We start from the raw sequence: 16351 nt of genomic DNA on the forward strand, positions 1-16351 counted from the left end.
ACATGAAAGCACTGTCTGTACTGACGGCGGGCCTGCTGGCACTTTCTGCCAGCGCCTTCGCGGAAAATAAAACCAGCGTCGTGCTGGTGCACGGCGCGTTTGCCGACGGCAGCAGCTGGAATAAGGTGATAACCCTTCTGCAGAAACAACACGCAGAGGTCATTGCCGTCCAGCTCCCGCTCACCTCGCTTAATGATGATGTTGCCGCCACAAAACGGGCCATCGCCCGGGCGCACGGCGACGTGGTGCTGGTAGGCCACTCCTGGGGCGGCACCGTCATTAGCGAGGCGGGCAACGATGCACGGGTAAAATCGCTGGTGTATGTGGCGGCGTTCGCGCCGGATTCCGGCCAGTCGACGGCGGATCTGGCAGGTAGCTTCCCTCCGCCGCCGGGCAGCGCGGGCATCGCTAAAACGGCGGACGGCTATTTATACCTGCCGACAGAAGCCGTCAGGAAGGACTTCGCGCCTGACGTGAAGCCGGCTGAACAAAACGCTATCGCGGCCACGCAGGGGCCGATTAAAGCCGATGCGTTTGGTGAAAAGGTGACTCACGCGGCGTGGCATGATAAACCGAGCTGGTTTGTGGTCAGCAAGCATGACCGGATGATCAACCCCGACCTGGAACGTGCGATGGCGAAGGCAATACATGCGAAAACCACCGAGGTGGCCGCGAGCCACGTGTCGATGGTGAGTCAGCCTGAGGCCATCGCCCGGACGATTGAGCAGGCGAGGCGGACGCACTGAGGACAATTCGCCCGGCGGCGCTACGCTTGCACGAACCTACGATTTCGTAGGCAGGGTAAGCGCAGCGCCACCCGACAAGAAAGGCCGTCTCAGCCCCCCGTCTCTGCGGGATAATCGCGATTAATCCACGCGTGGTCCTCTTCCCAGGTGAACATCCATTTGCGCACCGGACCGGCCATCACGTTGAGGTAGTAGCTGTCATACCCCGCCATCGTCGCCACCGGGTGATACCCCTTCGGCACCATCACCACGTCACGGTTGTAGACCGCCATACACTCATCCAGCGTTCTGTCGTCGGTGTAGACGCGCTGCATGCAGAACCCCTGCTCCGGGTTGAGGCGATGGTAGTAGGTCTCCTCCAGGTAGGTCTCCTGCGGCGGGTTATCCGTGTCATGCTTGTGGCTCGGGTACGAGCTGGTACAGCCCTCGTTAGTCCAGACCTCCACCACCAGCAGGCTGTCGGCGGGCTTGTCTTCCGGCAGAATGTTGTGCACGTAGCGCTGGTTGTGCCCCTTGCCGCGCGCTTCAGCGTCGATATCCTGCGGGGCAATCAGCCGCGTCGGGTACGAGCTCTTGCCCGGCGCGGCGCAGACCGCCAGCTCCAGCGCCGTCAGCGCCTTCACCTGCACCGTCTCCAGCGGGGTAACGTACACTGCCCACGGTTTGATGCGCTCGAAGGGGCTCATCCGCTCGCCGATATCGTTAAACTGCGCGGAAGGCGTGGTGATAGAGGCGCGCCCGGCGACCAGCACCAGGCAGCGCTCTTCCCTGACGGCGGGCAGCGTCAGCGTCTGCCCCTCCTGCAGCTCATACGCCTCAAACCCGACGTACCCCCACCCTGCGCGTTCCGGGGTGACGGACTGAGTGCGCCCCTCCGCGTTCGGCTGCTGCCAGCGTGATAACAGACGTGACATGTCACCTCCTCAAATAAGCCCGGCGTCGCGCGCCAGGCGGCTCAGGTTGTTATACCCCAGACGAGCGTAGGTCAGCGGATGGGCAATCGCCGGATCCTGCTCGGCCTCCACCACCAGCCAGCCGCGATAGTCCTGCGCCTTCAGCAGACTCATGATCGGCGGGTAATCGACGCAGCCGTCGCCCGGCACGGTAAACACGCCGCTCAGCACCGCATCAAGGAAGCTTGTTTTGCGGTTTTTCACGTCCGCCAGCACGTCGGCGCGCACGTCTTTGCAGTGAACGTGGTTGATGCGCGACGCCCAGCGCTGCGCCACCGCCAGCGGATCGGCCCCGGCAAAGGTCAGGTGACCGGTGTCCAGCAGCAGTCCCACCGCCTCTCCGGTGTGGGTCATCAGGTTGTCCACGTCGTCGGCGGACTCAATCACCGTGCCCATATGATGATGGTAAGCAATCTGGACTCCCTGCTGCTGCGTGTAGCGGGCAAATTCGGTGAGCTTCTCGCCGTACTCCTTCCAGCGCGCCTGAGGGAAGCGCGGACGCAGATGCACCGGGGTCTGCTGCTCGCCGTGAATGCAGCCGCTCACTTCCGCAAAGACCAGCACCTTCGCCCCCAGCTCGCGCAGCAGCGTCAGGTGCGGCTGCACGGCGGCGATCTCCTCCTCCACGCTGCGCTCCAGCAGGCGGCCGGAGTACCAGCCGGAGACCAGCTGCAGGTCGTGGCGCTGCAAAATCGGGCCAAGCAGGCGCGCTTCACGCGGGAATTTGTTGCCCAGCTCAAAGCCAGCAAAACCGGCCTCTTTCCCTTCGCTCAGGCAGGTCTCCAGCGAGGTTTCCGCGCCGAGGGAAGGCAGATCGTCGTTCGTCCACGTCAGCGGGTTAATGCCTAATTGCACACTCATTGTTATCTCCATTATGCGTGTCCGCGCTCGCGCCACCAGGCGATAAGCTGCAGGTAGTTGTCCCGGATGCGCGCTACCAGCTGCGCATCGTCAATATCGTGCTTCAGCCACGCGCGGGAGGCGTCGCCAAACAGCGTGCGCCCCACGGCGAAGCCTTTAACCAGCGGCTGCCCCGCTGCGGCCTTGAAGCCCGCGCGCAGCTGTTCCGCCGGAGCGTCCAGACCGAGGATCACCACCCCGCGGCAGTGCGGGTCCCGGCGTTCGATAATCTCGCCGAGCGCCGTCCAGCCGTCGGCGGAAAGCGGCGGCAGCTTCCACCAGTCCGGGTAAATGCCCAGGTTGTAGAAGCGGGAAATGGCGCGCAGGTAGAGCTCGTCGCTGCGCGGCATGCTGGCGGGCAGGATCACCTCCAGCAGCAGCTCGTGCCCGGACCGGCAGCAGGCGTGGTACACCTCAGCGATTTTCTGCTCCTGCTCCAGGCGCAGGCCATGGGCATCTTCCGGGTGGAAGAAGACCAGGCACTTCACCACGTGCTCCTGCGGCCAGCTGATAAGCTGGGTGCCGATATTGCCGTGCTCCATCTCCAGCGGGCGGGAGCCCGGCAGCTCAATGGGGCGACCAATCCACCACCCTTCTCCGGTGATCGCGTTCAGCGCGTCCTGACCAAAGGTGCCGTCACACAGCAGGCCGGCTTTGCCCTCCAGCCCGGCGCGGCTCGCCGCCTCGCGGCTGGCCTGCAGGATCAGCTGCTTCAGCGCCGGAATGCGCTTAAGCGACGCGCCGCACTGCATCGCCATATCCTCAAGCTGGCTGCGGTGATCGAAGGCCATCACGCACAGCTCCGGCCATTCGCGGCGGCGGGTGGTCACCCGGTGGAGATGGTTAAGACGCGGGTCAAGATCCGGGCGCGGCACATCCGCAGCGCGGGAGAGATAGTCGTCCAGCTCGATTTTGCTCGGCATCGCCGGGGCGCAGCCGTGGCGCGAGACCACCAGCGCGCCGCAGGCGTTGGCGTAGCGGCACGCCTGCTCCCAGCCCTCGTCGTTCAGGTAGCCGCGCAGCAGGCCGGACATAAACGCGTCCCCCGCCCCGAGAACGTTCAGCACTTCCACGCGCACGCCTGTCACCGTCAGGCCGTCGTCCAGCCGGGGCGGAATGGCGTCGGTATAGACCGAGCAGCCCAGCGCGCCGCGCTTGCAGACCAGCGTTGCTTCACTGACGGCGCGCACCTGCCCCAGCGCCTGCAGGGTATCCGTGCTGCCGCCCGCAATGTGGAACTCCTCTTCGGTGCCGACAATGACGTCGAAGAGGTGCAATACCTCCTGCAGCTCGCGGGTGACCTGGTCGGCGGCGATAAAGCGCGTTTCGCCGTCGCCTAAGGAGGTGAGCCCCCACAGCACCGGACGGTAGTCGATGTCCAGCACCGTGCGCACGCCGTGACGGCGGGCATAGCCCAGCGCCGTCAGCACCGCCTCGCGGGTCTGCGGATGAGAAAGGTGGGTCCCGGTGATGGCAAGAGAACGTGCGGAGGCAATGTAGCTTTCATCCACATCGCTGGCGGTAATCGCCATATCCGCGCAGTTATCGCGATAAAAAATCAGAGGAAAGGTGTCCCGGTCTTTAATGCCGAGTAGCACCAGCGCCGTGAGGCGCTCTTTATCGGTAATCAGATGGCTGGTATCGCAGCCTACCTGGTTGAGCTCTTCGCGCAGGAAGCGGCCCATATGTTCATCGCCGACGCGCGCCAGCATCGACGAGCGCAGGCCCTGGCGCGCGGTGCCGTACGCCACGTTGCCGGAGGATCCGCCAAGGTATTTGGCGAAGCTCGACACGTCCTCCAGGCGGGCACCAATCTGCTGACTATAGAGGTCTACCGCCACGCGGCCCATGCATATCACATCAAACTGCTTTTCCACGTTGATACCTCATCAGACAATGTCGTTCACGTTCAGCCAGCGGCCTTCCCGGTGCGAGAGCGCAATCGCGTCCAGCACGCGCGACACCTTCCAGCCCTCTTCGAAGTCCGGCCACATCGGCACGTCGGCGGCAATCCCGTCCACTAGGTCGCGCACCTCCACCGTTTTTTGATCGTTAAAGCCAATTCCGTGGCCTGCGCCCATGCAGAACGCGGCGTAGTCCGGGTGCGCCGGGCCGACGAGCAGCGTGCGGAACCCCTGACGGTTCACCGGATCGTCATGCAGATAGAGCTTTAGCTCCGCCATGCGCTCCTGGGTGAAGCTGATGGCGCCCTTCGTCCCGGTGATCACGTACGAGAGCCCCATTTTGCGGCCGCAGGCGACGCGGGAGGTTTCAATGACACCCTGCGCCCCGCCCGCGAAGCGCACCATCGCGTGGGCCTGATCCTCGTTTTCCACCGCAATCATCTCTGACGATCCGGCCTTCGCCGGGCGCGCCGGGACCACGATCTTCAGATCGCCGCAGACCTGCTCGATATCGCCCACCAGGTACTGAGCCATATTGACGATATGCGCCGCGAGGTCGCCCAGCGCGCCCAGCCCGGCGGTCTCTTTAAAGCAGTGCCAGTGGATGGGCGACAGCGGGTCGGCCATATAGTCTTCGTTGTGGGTGCCGTAGAAGTGGATCACATCGCCAATCTCGCCGCGGCCGATAATCTCCTTCGCCAGCTGCGCCGTCGGGTTCTTCATGTAGTTGAACCCCACCAGCGTTTTCACCCCGGCCCGCTTCGCGGCGTCGACCATCTCGCGCGCATCGTGGGCGTTGAGCGCCAGAGGCTTCTCCGAGTAGACGTGCTTGCCGTGGCGGATCGCCTCCAGCGCCATCTCTTTATGCAGGTGGTTAGGTGAGCAAATATCCACCACGTCAATGGCCGGGTCGGCCACCAGCGCCCGCCAGTCTCCCGTTGAACGGTTAAAGCCAAACGCCCGGGCGCGCTCTGCCGCCAGCTCCGGCGTGACTTCCGCCACCATCTCGCGCACCAGCCTGCCGCGCAGGTTGAACACCGTCGGGGCCTGGGCATAAGCGATAGCGTGCGCCTTGCCGATATACCCGGTGCCAATCAATCCAATACGAACCTCTTTCATCACGATCCTCACAGTGCGCCGCGACGGCTCTTGGCGTAGGTATCAAACGCCACCGCCAGAACGATAATTAACCCGGTGATAATTTGCTGGTAGTAAGCAGAGACGTTCATCAGCACCAGGCCGTTAATCAGAATGCCCATAATGATGGAGCCGATAATGGTGCCGCCGATGCGCCCGTAGCCGCCCATCAGCGACGTGCCGCCAATCACCACCGAGGCGATGACGCGCAGCTCAAAGGAGATCCCGGCCACCGCCTCGGCGCTCCCCAGACGCGCGCTCAGGATGAAGCCCGCCAGCCCGGCCAGACAGCCGATCAGCACGTAGACGCTGACGAGCACGCGCTTGACGTTAACCCCCGCCAGGCGCGCCGCCTCCGGGTTGCCGCCGATGGCGTAGACGAAGCGGCCCCAGCGGGTTTTATGCAGCGCCAGATAGCCGCCAACGGCGACGATGGCGAAGATCCAGATCGGAATGGAGATGCCGAGCAACCCCCCGCGTCCCCACCAGCGGTAGCCAGGGTCAAAACCGGCAATCGGCGCGCCGTCGTTGATCACCAGGGTCAGGCCGCGCCAGATGGTCATCCCGCCGAGGGTGACGATAAACGGCGGCAGGCGCAGGCGGGTGACACCCAGGCCGTGCAGGAAGCCAATCGCCGTGCCCATCGCCAGACAAATCCCCAGCCCGATCAGCCAGCTCATGCCACCCCAGGCATTCGGGTCGACGGTGGTGAAGTTATCGCCCTTAATAACGTACGCCGCGGTCATGGCGCACACCGCCAGAATGGAGCCCACGGAGAGGTCGATCCCGGCGGTCAGAATGACGAAGGTCATCCCCACGGCCATGATCCCGTAGATTGAGACTTCGGTCAGGATGTTGAAAATATTGCGTTCAGAGAAAAAGTTGCTGTTCTGCGACTGGAAGAAGATCAGCAGCAGAATCATGAAAATCAACACCCCGAAGCGCTCGAAGAAGGCGATGGGATCGATGCGTCCGGCGCGTTTGACCGGGGCCTGCGTTTTAGAAATCATCTGCGTCATGAGAAACTCCGTTATGCCGCGTTCAGGGCGTTGTGGTTGATGGCCATCATCGTCATCAGCCGTTCTTCGTTAGCGTCGTCACCGTGGATCTCGCCGGTCACCCGGCCTTCGCTGAGGGTGATGATCCGGTCAGACACCGCCATCACTTCAGGCAGATCGGAGGAGATCACGATCACCGCCACGCCTTTTTTCGCCATGTCAAACAGCACCTGGTGCACTTCCGATTTGGTCCCCACGTCAATGCCGCGCGTCGGCTCATCGACGATCAGCACCCGCGGGTTGAGCGCCATGCAGCGCGCGAGGATCACCTTCTGCTGGTTACCGCCGGAGAGCTTGCGCACCTCCTGCGCGCTGTTGACCATTTTGATCTGCAGGGCCTGCCGGTAGGACTCAATCAGATCGTCCTCTTTGCGGGTGTTCACGAACCAGCGCCACTGCAGCAGCGAGGAGAGGCACGAGAGCGACAGGTTGTCGCGAATCGACAGCCCGAGCACCGCCCCCTCTTTTTTACGGTCTTCGGGCACCAGCGCCACGCCCTGGTCGAGGGCATACAGCGGGTCGCGCGGCTGGTATGGCACGCCGTCCAGCTCAAAGCTCCCGGAGGTAAAGGCGTCTGCGCCAAACAGGCAGCGAGCCACCTCGGTGCGTCCCGCGCCCACCAGCCCGGCAATGCCCAGAACTTCCCCGGCGTGGACGTGGAAGCTGATGTCGTGCAAGGCGATGCCGTGCGGATCCAGCGGCGGCTTTTCACGGCTCAGCCCCTTCACCGCCAGGCGGACAGGTTTGTCTTGATGATGGGTTTCGCTGGCGGGGCGACGGTTAAAGGCCACGTCGCGCCCGACCATCAGGCGGATCAGCTGTTCGACGTTGGTCTCCGCCACCGCGCCGGTGCCGGTGAAGCGGCCGTCCTGAAATACGGTGAAGCGATCGCAGAGCTGGAAAACTTCGTGCAGGCGGTGGGTAACGTAAATAATGCTCACGCCGCGGTTTTTAAGCTCCCGCACCACGCGGTGCAGGCTTTCCACCTCGCTGTCGCTCAGCGCGGCGGAAGGTTCGTCCATGATGATCAGGCGAGCGTTGAGGGTCAGCGCCCGGGCGATCTCCACCATCTGCTGCTGGGCGACGCTCAGACGGGCGACCGGCGTGGTCGGCGCAACGTTTAGCTGCAGGTAATCGAGAATGACCTGCGCCTCCTGATTTACCGCCCTTTCGTCGACGATCAGATTACGTTTACGCGGCTCGCGCCCGAGAAACATGTTTTCCGCGACGGTCATGTTGGGCAGCAGGTTGAATTCCTGATAGATGGTGATAATGCCCTTGTTCTGCCGTTCCACCGGAGAGTCGTCCACCGGCAGCATTTCGCCGTTAAACCAGATATCCCCGCGGGTTTGCGGCTGCGCGCCCGCAAGCGCCTTCAGCAGCGTGGATTTTCCCGCTCCGTTTTCCCCCAGCAGGGCGTGGATCTCCCCCGCGCCGACGGTCAGCTGGGCGCTGCTTAGCGCCCAGACGCCGGAAAAGCTTTTTGCCAGGTCGGTCACTTTCAGTAAGGGTTGCGACATCGGTCTGCTCCTCCTCATGTTGAGCCGCCAGAGGCGGCTCGGGACATATCAGTTACCGGCCTCACCGATACGCTCAGCCTGCTGCAGGTTCTCTTTGGTGATAAGCGTTGGCGGGTAGTCGGCCCCGGTGATGGCTTTCTTCTCGCGCACGTTGGCCACCAGCTGGCTCATCGCCGTCTGCACCGCAAAGCCCGGACGCTGATCCGCCGTTACCGCCAGCCAGCCGTCGCGCACGCGGGCCAGCGCTTCCGGCACCGCATCAAAACCGGTCACGAGGATTTCACCCGGCTTCACGCCCTGGCTCTGCAGGGCTTCAATCGCGCCCAGCGCCATATCGTCGTTGGCGGAGAGGATCACCTGCGGGCGTTTCGGTAGCGAAGGCAGAACGCTTTCGACGATGCGCATCCCTTCAGAACGCATCCAGTTGCCGGTCTGATCGGCGACGATCTTGTACTTATCCCCGCCCGCCTTCAGGCTGTCGCGGATCCCTTTGGTGCGTTCAATATTGGAGGAGGAGCCCGGCTGGCCGGTGAGCAGGATGATCTCTGCCCCGTCGGGGAATTTGGTTTTGACGAAGTCGCCAATCGCCTGGCCGCCTTTGTAGTTGTTGGCGCCAAAGTGGGGCACTTTCTTCTGGCTGTCGACGGAGCGGTCTAGGGTGACCACCGGCAGCTTCGCATCCTGAATTTCATCCACCGCGCTGGAGACCGCGTTCACGTCGTTCGGGGAGACGATAAAGCCCTGCGCCCCGCGGGTGATGGCGTTTTCCAGGTCAGCCACCTGCTTCGGTGAACTGCCCTGCCCGTCCAGTACCTGAAGCTTCACGCCCATCTCTTTCGCGGCTTTCACCGCCGTACGCTGCATGTGAACCTCAAACGGCATGGCCAGGTTTGGCGTACTGAAAACAATCTGCTCGTTTTCGGCGAGGGCGGCCCCGGACGTCATGGCGATGAGGGCGGCTAAGATCAGTTTTTTCATTATTATGTCTCTCTGTGTAGGGTTGTTGTGTTTAGAGGACGATCTCGCGCTGGCTACGCAGCGACTCCAGCGCTTTATCCGCAAGGTACAGCGCACGTTCACCATCATCGCCGCTGCAGTCAGACACCGCTTCGCCGCGCAGGACCGCAACAAAGTGTTCCCATTCCGCGGCGTAAGCGGATTTGTAGCGCTGCAGGAAGAAATGTTCCGGCAGCGCGCTGGTGCAGCCCTGTTTGCCGTAGTGCTGCACCTGGTTTTCCAGAATATTGCCGGCGCACAGCAGCCCTTCGGAGCCGTGCAGCTCCAGGCGCTGGTCGTAACCGTAAGAGGAGCGGCGGCTGTTGACGATGGTCGCCATCGCGCCGGAGGCATATTTCAGAACGATAAACGCGGTATCGATATCCCCCGCCTCGCCAATCGCCGGATCCACCAGGTTACTGCCCTGGGCATACACCGACACCGGCTCTTCGCCCATGATGAAACGGGCCATGTCGAAGTCGTGAATGGTCATATCGCGGAACATGCCGCCGGAGACGCGCACGTACTCCGCGGGCGGCGGAGACGGGTCGCGGGAGATGATCAGCAACGATTCCGGCTTGCCGATGCGCCCGGCCTGGGCATCGGTTTTCACGCGGCGGAACTGTGGGTCAAAGCGGCGGTTAAAGCCGATGAACAGCGGCACGTCGTACTCTTTAACCACTTTCAGGCAGTCGCGCACGCGGGCGAGGTCGAGGTGTACCGGCTTTTCGCAGAAGATAGCCTTGCCGTGGCGGGCGGCCATTTCAATCAGATCCGCGTGGGTGTCGGTGGCGGAGGCGATCAGCACGGCGTGAACGTTAGGGTCGGTCATCGCCTCATTCACGCTCTGCTGGCGGACCTGATACTGTGCGGCGAGACGGGTGGCAAATTCCTGATTCGGGTCAACCACGGACCAGAGCGTGGTCGCGCCGTGGCTGGCGATGTTAGCTGCATGTACCTGGCCAATTCGGCCAGCGCCCAGTAAAGCAATGTTAAACATAACGGCTCCCGGTGTTGGTGAATGCTGTGAACTAACGACCCTATAAATAAAACATTTATTTCATTTTTATAAATAGTGAAAATTATGTTTTTGAGTGCGGGTTAACACTTTTGAGATGTATGAGATAATTTTTGTTATCAATCTCACAACATGAAAGAAGGTACTGCTCACCCCTCACCCCGGCCCTCTCCCCAAAGGAGCGAGGGAGAAAAGCGTGCACCACCCCATCCCCTCTCCACTTTTGGGAGAGGGTTAGGGTGAGGGGAAAATGAAATGAAAATTTCGTTAAGACAGTAAAACTCAATACTGACGGGCTTTTTTCACCTGCGCCTGCGTTTGCTCCGCGGCCTCACGCACGGCAGACGACTCTGCCACCTGCGCGTCACCGGTTCGCCACCACGAGCCGTAGTCATGGGTCATGGTCTTCGGCAATACCTTGATGTCCAGCAGCGTCGGGCCCGGATGGGCGCGTGACGCCTCAAGCGCCGCCAGCAGGCTCTGCTCGTCGTTCACCCGCCACGCGCGACAACCGTAGCTTTCCGCGTTTTGAGCAAAATCGACTTTCACCAGCGGCCCGTCAAGCCGCCCGGTTTCCGGGTTGCGATGGCGATTTTCCGTGCCGAAGCTGCCCATCCCGTGCCCCATCTGAAGGTTGTTAATGCAGCCGAAGCTGGCGTTATCAAACAGCAGAACGGTGACCTTAATGCCCTCCTGTACGGCGGTTTGCAGCTCGGAGTGCAGCATCATGTAGGAGCCATCCCCCACCATGGCGTAAACCGGCTGCCCGGGTCGGGCGAGCTTCGCGCCGATGGCCGCCGCAATCTCGTAGCCCATGCAGGAGTAGCCGTACTCCAGGTGATAGCTGTCCGGCGTTTTGACCTGCCAGAGGCGCTGTAAATCTCCCGGCAGCGAACCGGCCGCGCCCACCACGATGGCGTTATCTTCCACATGCTGATTGATCAGCCCCAGCACCCGCGTCTGGGTCAGGCGGGTATTGAGCGTCTCGCCGTATTCCGCCAGCTGCGCGTCCAGATGCCCCGCCACTTCGGGCGCGTCGTCCGGATGCCACTGGCGATCCCACAGGCGGCGGCACTCATCGCGCCACGCGGATTTCGCCTGGGCGATCGCCTCTCCCCAGCCGCTGCGATACTCGCCGAGCGCGTGGGTTAAGGCCTGGAGCCCGGTTTGGGCATCGGCAATCAGCGCGGTGGCGTCCAGCTTCAGGGCGTCAAACTCGGCCACGTTCAGCAGCAGGAATTCGACGTCCGGGTGGGAAAAGAGCGCCTTGGAGCCGGTGGTAAAGTCGGTCAGGCGCGTGCCGACGCCAATCACTAAGTCAGCCTGTGGCGCAAGCTGGTTGGCAGCCATTCCGCCCGTCACTCCTACGCCGCCGAGGTTAAGTGGGTGGTCACTTACCAGCGCCCCCTTCCCGGCCTGCGTTTCGGCAAACGGCAGCTGCAGCGTCTCGACAAATTCGCGAAACGCCTCATGCGCGCCGGAGTAACGCACGCCGCCGCCGCACACCACCAGCGGACGGCGCTTGCGGGCGATCAGCGCCCGCGCCTGCGCCAGTCGCTGCGGATCGGGCGGACGGCGTTCGATGTGGTGCACCCGACGCGCGAAGAAGCTTAGCGGGTAGTCCCACGCTTCCCCTTGCACGTCCTGCGGCAGACAGAGGGTCACCGCTCCGGTATCTGCGGGGTCAGTAAGCGTTCGCATCGCGCTTAGCATGGCGCTCATGAGCTGCTCGGGGCGGTTGATGCGGTCCCAGTAGCGGGAAACCGGACGGAAGCAGTCGTTGGTGCTGATGCTGAGATCGTGATACTGCTCGATCTGCTGCAGCACCGGGTCCGGCTGGCGGCTGGCGTAGATATCGCCCGGCAGCAGTAAAAGCGGGATGCGGTTCGCCGTGGCGGTGGCCGCTGCCGTGACCATATTGGCGGCGCCCGGCCCGACCGAGGAGGTGACGGCAAATATGCGCTGGCGGCGGTGCTGTTTGGCGAATCCCGTCGCCATGTGGGCGATGCCCTGCTCGTTGCACCCCTGCATGATTTTCAGATGACCGGGATCCTGCTCCAGCGCCTGGCCAATACCCAGCACGTTGCCGTGCCCAAAGATCGTCGCCACGCCCTCCACGAAGGGCGTTTCGTTGCCGTCAACGCTGACGTACTGTTGATTCAGGAACCGGACCAGCGCCTGGGCCATGGTCATACGTTCGGTTTGCATAATGCCTCCTGTCAGCCCAGCGTCGGCATGGAGAACGCAGCGCCTGTCTCCTGCTGCATTTCCGGCCAGCGCGCGGTGATGGTTTTCATTCGGGTATAGAAACGCACGCCGTCGTTGCCGTGTACGTTGAGCGCGCCAAAGATGGAACGCTTCCAGCCACCGAAACTGTGGAATGCCATCGGCACCGGGATCGGCACGTTGACCCCCACCATGCCCGCCTGCACCTCTTCGCAGAAGCGGCGCGCGCAGCCGCCGTCACGGGTGAAGATCGCCGAGCCATTACCATATTCATGGCGGTTAATCAGATCCACCGCGCTGGCGTAATCTGCTACCCGCACCACAGAAAGCACCGGGCCAAAAATCTCTTCTTTATAGATGGTCATCTCCGGTGTGACGTTATCGAACAGCGTCGGCCCGACGAAGTAGCCCTGCTCGTGGCCCTTCACGCTGAAGCCGCGCCCGTCCACGCGCAGTTTCGCCCCCTGCGCTTCCCCGCTGTCGATATAGCCCAGCACCTTGCTGCGGTGCGCGGAGGAGATAAGCGGCCCCATTTCGTTTTCCGGCGTCTGGTCCAGCCCCGGCCCGACGCGCAGCGCTTCAATCTGTTTTTCCAGCCGGGTGCAGAGGTCATCGGCGGTTTTATCCCCCACCGCCAGCACCACCGAGAGCGCCATGCAGCGTTCCCCCGCCGCGCCATAGGCCGCGCCCATGATGGCGTTGGTCGCCATCTCCATGTCGGCATCCGGCATTAAAATGCAGTGGTTTTTCGCGCCGCCCAGCGCCTGACAGCGCTTACCGTGGGCGGAGGCGGTCTGGTAAATGTATTCGGCAATCGGCGTGGAGCCCACAAAGCTCACCGCCTGCACGCGCGGGTCGGTCAGGAGCACGTCAACGGACTCTTTATCCCCCTGCACCACGTTGAAGACGCCGTCCGGCAGGCCTGCCTCTTTTAGCAGCTGCGCCAGCGCGAGCGCGAGAGAAGGGTCTTTTTCCGACGGCTTCAGCACGAAGGTATTCCCGGTCGCCAGCGCAATGGGGAACATCCACATCGGCACCATCGCCGGGAAGTTAAACGGCGTGATCCCGGCGCAGACGCCGAGCGGCTGCATCAGCGAGTGGCTGTCGACGCCGGTACCGACGTTCGCAGAGTGTTCACCCTTTTGCAGATGCGGGATACCGCAGGCAAATTCCACCACTTCCAGGCCGCGGGTCAGTTCGCCCACCGCGTCGGAGAAAACCTTGCCGTGCTCTTCGCTGATGATGCGGGCCAGGCGCGTCATGTTCTCTTCCAGCAGCGCCTTGAAGCGGAACATCACGCGCGCGCGCTTAAGCGGAGCCTGGCGCGCCCACGCGGGAAACGCCTGATGCGCGGCGGCAATCGCCTGCTCCGTTTCCTGTGCCGTACTCATTACCACCTGGCGGATCTGCTCGCCGGTGGCCGGGTTGAAGATCGCCTGAACGCGCTGGCCTGAACCGGTGACACATTCGCCGTGAATAAAATTCGCTACCGTCTCCATCCTTAACCTCTCGCTGTTGATACGTGACTGTTACCTGAACGCTGTGTACTGGACACTATATATGAAACAAATATTCCATTTTAAGTTGAAATAAAATAAATGATGATTATTGTGATCAAGGATGGATTTTTATGTTAACAGCCAGCAACACTGACGCTGCGTGCGCTATTAAGGGATTTCGGGCGAGGAAATGACTGAAGCTTCTGTTTCATTTTTGCTGCCAGATGGATGGCCGACATTTAAAAGACGCGGTTTTGCGTTTAGAATCATCAGACTGTATTTGGGGGATAACATGACGACAGCAACCAGCCTGAACGAACTGCAGCAGCAAATCCGCGATCGCTACGATAGCCTGAGCAAGAGGCTGCAGCAGGTCTCCCGCTACGTTCTGGATAACACTAACAGCGTGGCCTTTGATACGGTTGCCGTCATTGCCGAGCGCGCCGACGTGCCGCCTTCGACGCTGATCCGCTTTGCTAACGCCTTTGACTTCACCGGTTTCAACGAAATGAAACAGCTGTTTCGCATGAACCTGGTGGAGGAGACTGCCAGCTACAGCGACCGCGCGCGGCTGTTCCGCGAAATGGAGAGCGAGGCCGTGCCGGAAACGCCGCTCGATATTCTGCAGGAGTTCGCCCGCTCGAACGCGCAGGCGCTGCAGCAGCTGGCCGCCCGCGCCGAGCCGGAAATGCTGGAGCGCGCCGTACAGCTGCTGGCCGACGCCGACACTATCTACATCGCCGGACTGCGCCGCTCGTTTAGCGTCGCGGCCTACCTCACCTACGCCCTGAGCCACCTGGAGTGCCGCCCTATCCTGCTCGACGGCATGGGCGGGATGCTGCGCGAGCAAATCAGCCGCATTAAGGCGCGCGACATCGTGGTGTCGATCAGCTTCTCGCCATACGCGGAAGAGACGGTGATGGTCAGCGAAACCGCCGCCAGCGTCGGCGCCCGGCAGATCGTGATTACTGACAGCCAGATAAGCCCGCTGGCGACGTTTAGCGATCTCTGCTTTGTGGTGAAAGAGGCGCAGGTGGATGCGTTCCGGTCTCAGTCGGCAACGCTGTGCCTGGTGCAGTCGCTGGTGGTGGCGCTGGCGTATCGCCGGGATAACAGCGGAAAATAGTTCACGCCTCCCGGCCCGGCACGCGGGGCCGCAGCCTTTACGTTATTTTTTATATTCTTTTATTTTGATAAATGTTCGAGCTTCTTTCGTTTCCACCATAAAGATAGCAAAGAAGATGCCTCGTCATCAGTCTTATCCATAATGACTGACTGATTGATAGACATGATGCTTAATGCCGAGATAAACATAATCAATAAGCACACCGCAGCATTACCTTCATTATACCATGACCCTGCAAAGATCTCCGTGAGGTACAACCCGTAGCAACTACCAAGGAAAAGCATAGCATTAAGTAATAATGCAATAATTCGCTACTTTACGAATAAATATAATTTAGCTTCAAAATATTCCATAGAGACTCCATGTTATTGGGGAACCAGATGCATCAGGCCACCATAATGTTTGGCTGAATTCTTATCTAGGAACTCTGCTCTACTTTACGCAGCGAGGCGCAGGAAATGCATTCCTGTATCTAAATAACTTTGCATATTTCCTATCCACTTTAGCCCGGCTTTGTTGATTACCGATGAATGCAATGGCAGCACTTATGAGGTAGATAAATCATCCGTCTAAGTAATCACCGCCAGCACCATAAGGCTGCGGGAGAACTTATTTTATTCTTAATCGTTCTGGTACAGCATTATTCATTGTGACCAGAGCGTGACGCTTAGCAGGGCAGCCGAAAGCTAGCCCACTCAGTGACAACGGTGTGGTGGATAATCGATTCCACCGTTCGGCGGCCTGCAGCGCTGAAAACGCTTGAATGCAATTATCCATCCCCGGCAGAAACCAAAGCGCTTGATGCTGACAAACGTATATTTTGAACATGAAGGGTGATAGCGACAGCGCCGTCTGACGCTGTCTGGTGCATGTTTGCGGTAAAGCAGTATCAGCCAGAAGCTCAGACTACGCATCACAGTTAAACCTCTTTCCTGAAGGTAATAACATAGTACTGCATAAATTTGACCTTACTGCCGCCAAAACAGCCCGGTCGTTCTTCAATACCGATAGTATCAACTCGCTGAAATTCCCAGCCCTGCGCTGCCCACTCGTTGACCACGTCCTCAAGGTATTGCGCAGCAATACCGATTTTGTTGTCTTTAGCCCTGACTGAAATGTTGGGTGGAACCTGGACCATTTTGTACTGAAACATTAGATTAACCTTATTGTAAACGGTGGCTGATTATTCGCTCTGCCAGGAATAGCGACAGAGGCGTTAAATGCCGCTGGCCATTCCGGGAATTATGTATTTGTGCACAGTGATTGCT

The 16351-nt window shown here is 60.9% G+C and carries 14 protein-coding genes; 2 read left to right on the top strand and 12 right to left on the bottom strand.

The window, feature by feature from the left end; genetic code table 11:
- Positions 1-2: 2 nt before the first annotated feature.
- On the top strand, positions 3-746 hold the full coding sequence (locus tag ACMWL8_RS18220) for an alpha/beta fold hydrolase (protein ID WP_045260205.1): 744 nt from the start codon (positions 3-5) through the stop codon (positions 744-746).
- An 89-nt stretch (positions 747-835) separates the two neighbouring features.
- Here the strand turns inward: ACMWL8_RS18220 and iolB are convergent, their stop codons facing one another.
- The 10 genes from iolB to ACMWL8_RS18270 all read right to left on the bottom strand — a co-directional run bounded on the left by iolB (position 836) and on the right by ACMWL8_RS18270 (position 13957).
- Entirely contained in the window at positions 836-1660 is an 825-nt protein-coding gene (iolB, locus tag ACMWL8_RS18225) for a 5-deoxy-glucuronate isomerase (RefSeq protein ID WP_045260204.1), read from the bottom strand.
- A 9-nt stretch (positions 1661-1669) separates the two neighbouring features.
- The gene (gene iolE, locus ACMWL8_RS18230) at positions 1670-2560 is read right to left on the bottom strand and encodes a myo-inosose-2 dehydratase (protein ID WP_045260203.1); all 891 of its coding nucleotides are present in this window, start codon (positions 2558-2560) and stop codon (positions 1670-1672) included.
- An 11-nt stretch (positions 2561-2571) separates the two neighbouring features.
- Positions 2572-4476 carry a bifunctional 5-dehydro-2-deoxygluconokinase/5-dehydro-2-deoxyphosphogluconate aldolase gene (locus ACMWL8_RS18235; RefSeq protein WP_045260202.1) on the bottom strand — a complete coding sequence of 635 codons (1905 nt, stop codon included), beginning with the start codon at positions 4474-4476 and terminating at the stop codon, positions 2572-2574.
- A gap of 12 nt (positions 4477-4488) precedes the next feature.
- Positions 4489-5622 carry a Gfo/Idh/MocA family protein gene (locus tag ACMWL8_RS18240; protein ID WP_045260201.1) on the bottom strand — a complete coding sequence of 378 codons (1134 nt, stop codon included), beginning with the start codon at positions 5620-5622 and terminating at the stop codon, positions 4489-4491.
- Positions 5623-5630: 8 nt separating this feature from the next.
- Positions 5631-6659: an ABC transporter permease gene (locus ACMWL8_RS18245; protein ID WP_045260200.1), complete on the bottom strand. Its 1029-nt coding sequence runs from the start codon at positions 6657-6659 to the stop codon at positions 5631-5633.
- Positions 6660-6670: 11 nt separating this feature from the next.
- Positions 6671-8218, bottom strand: a complete 1548-nt coding sequence (locus ACMWL8_RS18250) for a sugar ABC transporter ATP-binding protein (RefSeq protein WP_028014046.1) — start codon at positions 8216-8218, stop codon at positions 6671-6673.
- A 48-nt stretch (positions 8219-8266) separates the two neighbouring features.
- Positions 8267-9196, bottom strand: a complete 930-nt coding sequence (locus tag ACMWL8_RS18255) for a sugar ABC transporter substrate-binding protein (protein ID WP_041908742.1) — start codon at positions 9194-9196, stop codon at positions 8267-8269.
- Positions 9197-9227: 31 nt separating this feature from the next.
- Positions 9228-10214, bottom strand: coding sequence for an inositol 2-dehydrogenase (iolG, locus tag ACMWL8_RS18260; RefSeq protein WP_045260199.1), 987 nt, complete (start codon positions 10212-10214; stop codon positions 9228-9230).
- Between the two features lie 300 nt (positions 10215-10514).
- Positions 10515-12440 (bottom strand): 3D-(3,5/4)-trihydroxycyclohexane-1,2-dione acylhydrolase (decyclizing), encoded by a 1926-nt coding sequence (gene iolD, locus ACMWL8_RS18265; RefSeq protein WP_028014048.1) that lies wholly within the window; start codon positions 12438-12440, stop codon positions 10515-10517.
- A gap of 11 nt (positions 12441-12451) precedes the next feature.
- Entirely contained in the window at positions 12452-13957 is a 1506-nt protein-coding gene (locus ACMWL8_RS18270; protein ID WP_045260198.1) for a CoA-acylating methylmalonate-semialdehyde dehydrogenase, read from the bottom strand.
- A gap of 292 nt (positions 13958-14249) precedes the next feature.
- On the opposite strand from ACMWL8_RS18270, the gene ACMWL8_RS18275 reads away from it, so the two are divergent.
- The gene (locus tag ACMWL8_RS18275) at positions 14250-15083 is read left to right on the top strand and encodes a MurR/RpiR family transcriptional regulator (protein ID WP_023333015.1); all 834 of its coding nucleotides are present in this window, start codon (positions 14250-14252) and stop codon (positions 15081-15083) included.
- Between the two features lie 695 nt (positions 15084-15778).
- On the opposite strand, the gene yidD is transcribed toward ACMWL8_RS18275, so the two are convergent.
- On the bottom strand, positions 15779-15997 hold the full coding sequence (gene yidD, locus ACMWL8_RS18280) for a membrane protein insertion efficiency factor YidD (RefSeq protein WP_072049681.1): 219 nt from the start codon (positions 15995-15997) through the stop codon (positions 15779-15781).
- A 5-nt stretch (positions 15998-16002) separates the two neighbouring features.
- Complete coding sequence (locus ACMWL8_RS18285) at positions 16003-16236, bottom strand: hypothetical protein (protein ID WP_045260197.1); 234 nt, start codon at positions 16234-16236, stop codon at positions 16003-16005.
- Between the last annotated feature and the right edge of the window lie 115 nt (positions 16237-16351).

The sequence above is a fragment of the Enterobacter sp. 04-C-12-SI-ECC genome, assembly GCF_047530715.1.
Taxonomy (GTDB): domain Bacteria; phylum Pseudomonadota; class Gammaproteobacteria; order Enterobacterales; family Enterobacteriaceae; genus Enterobacter; species Enterobacter bugandensis.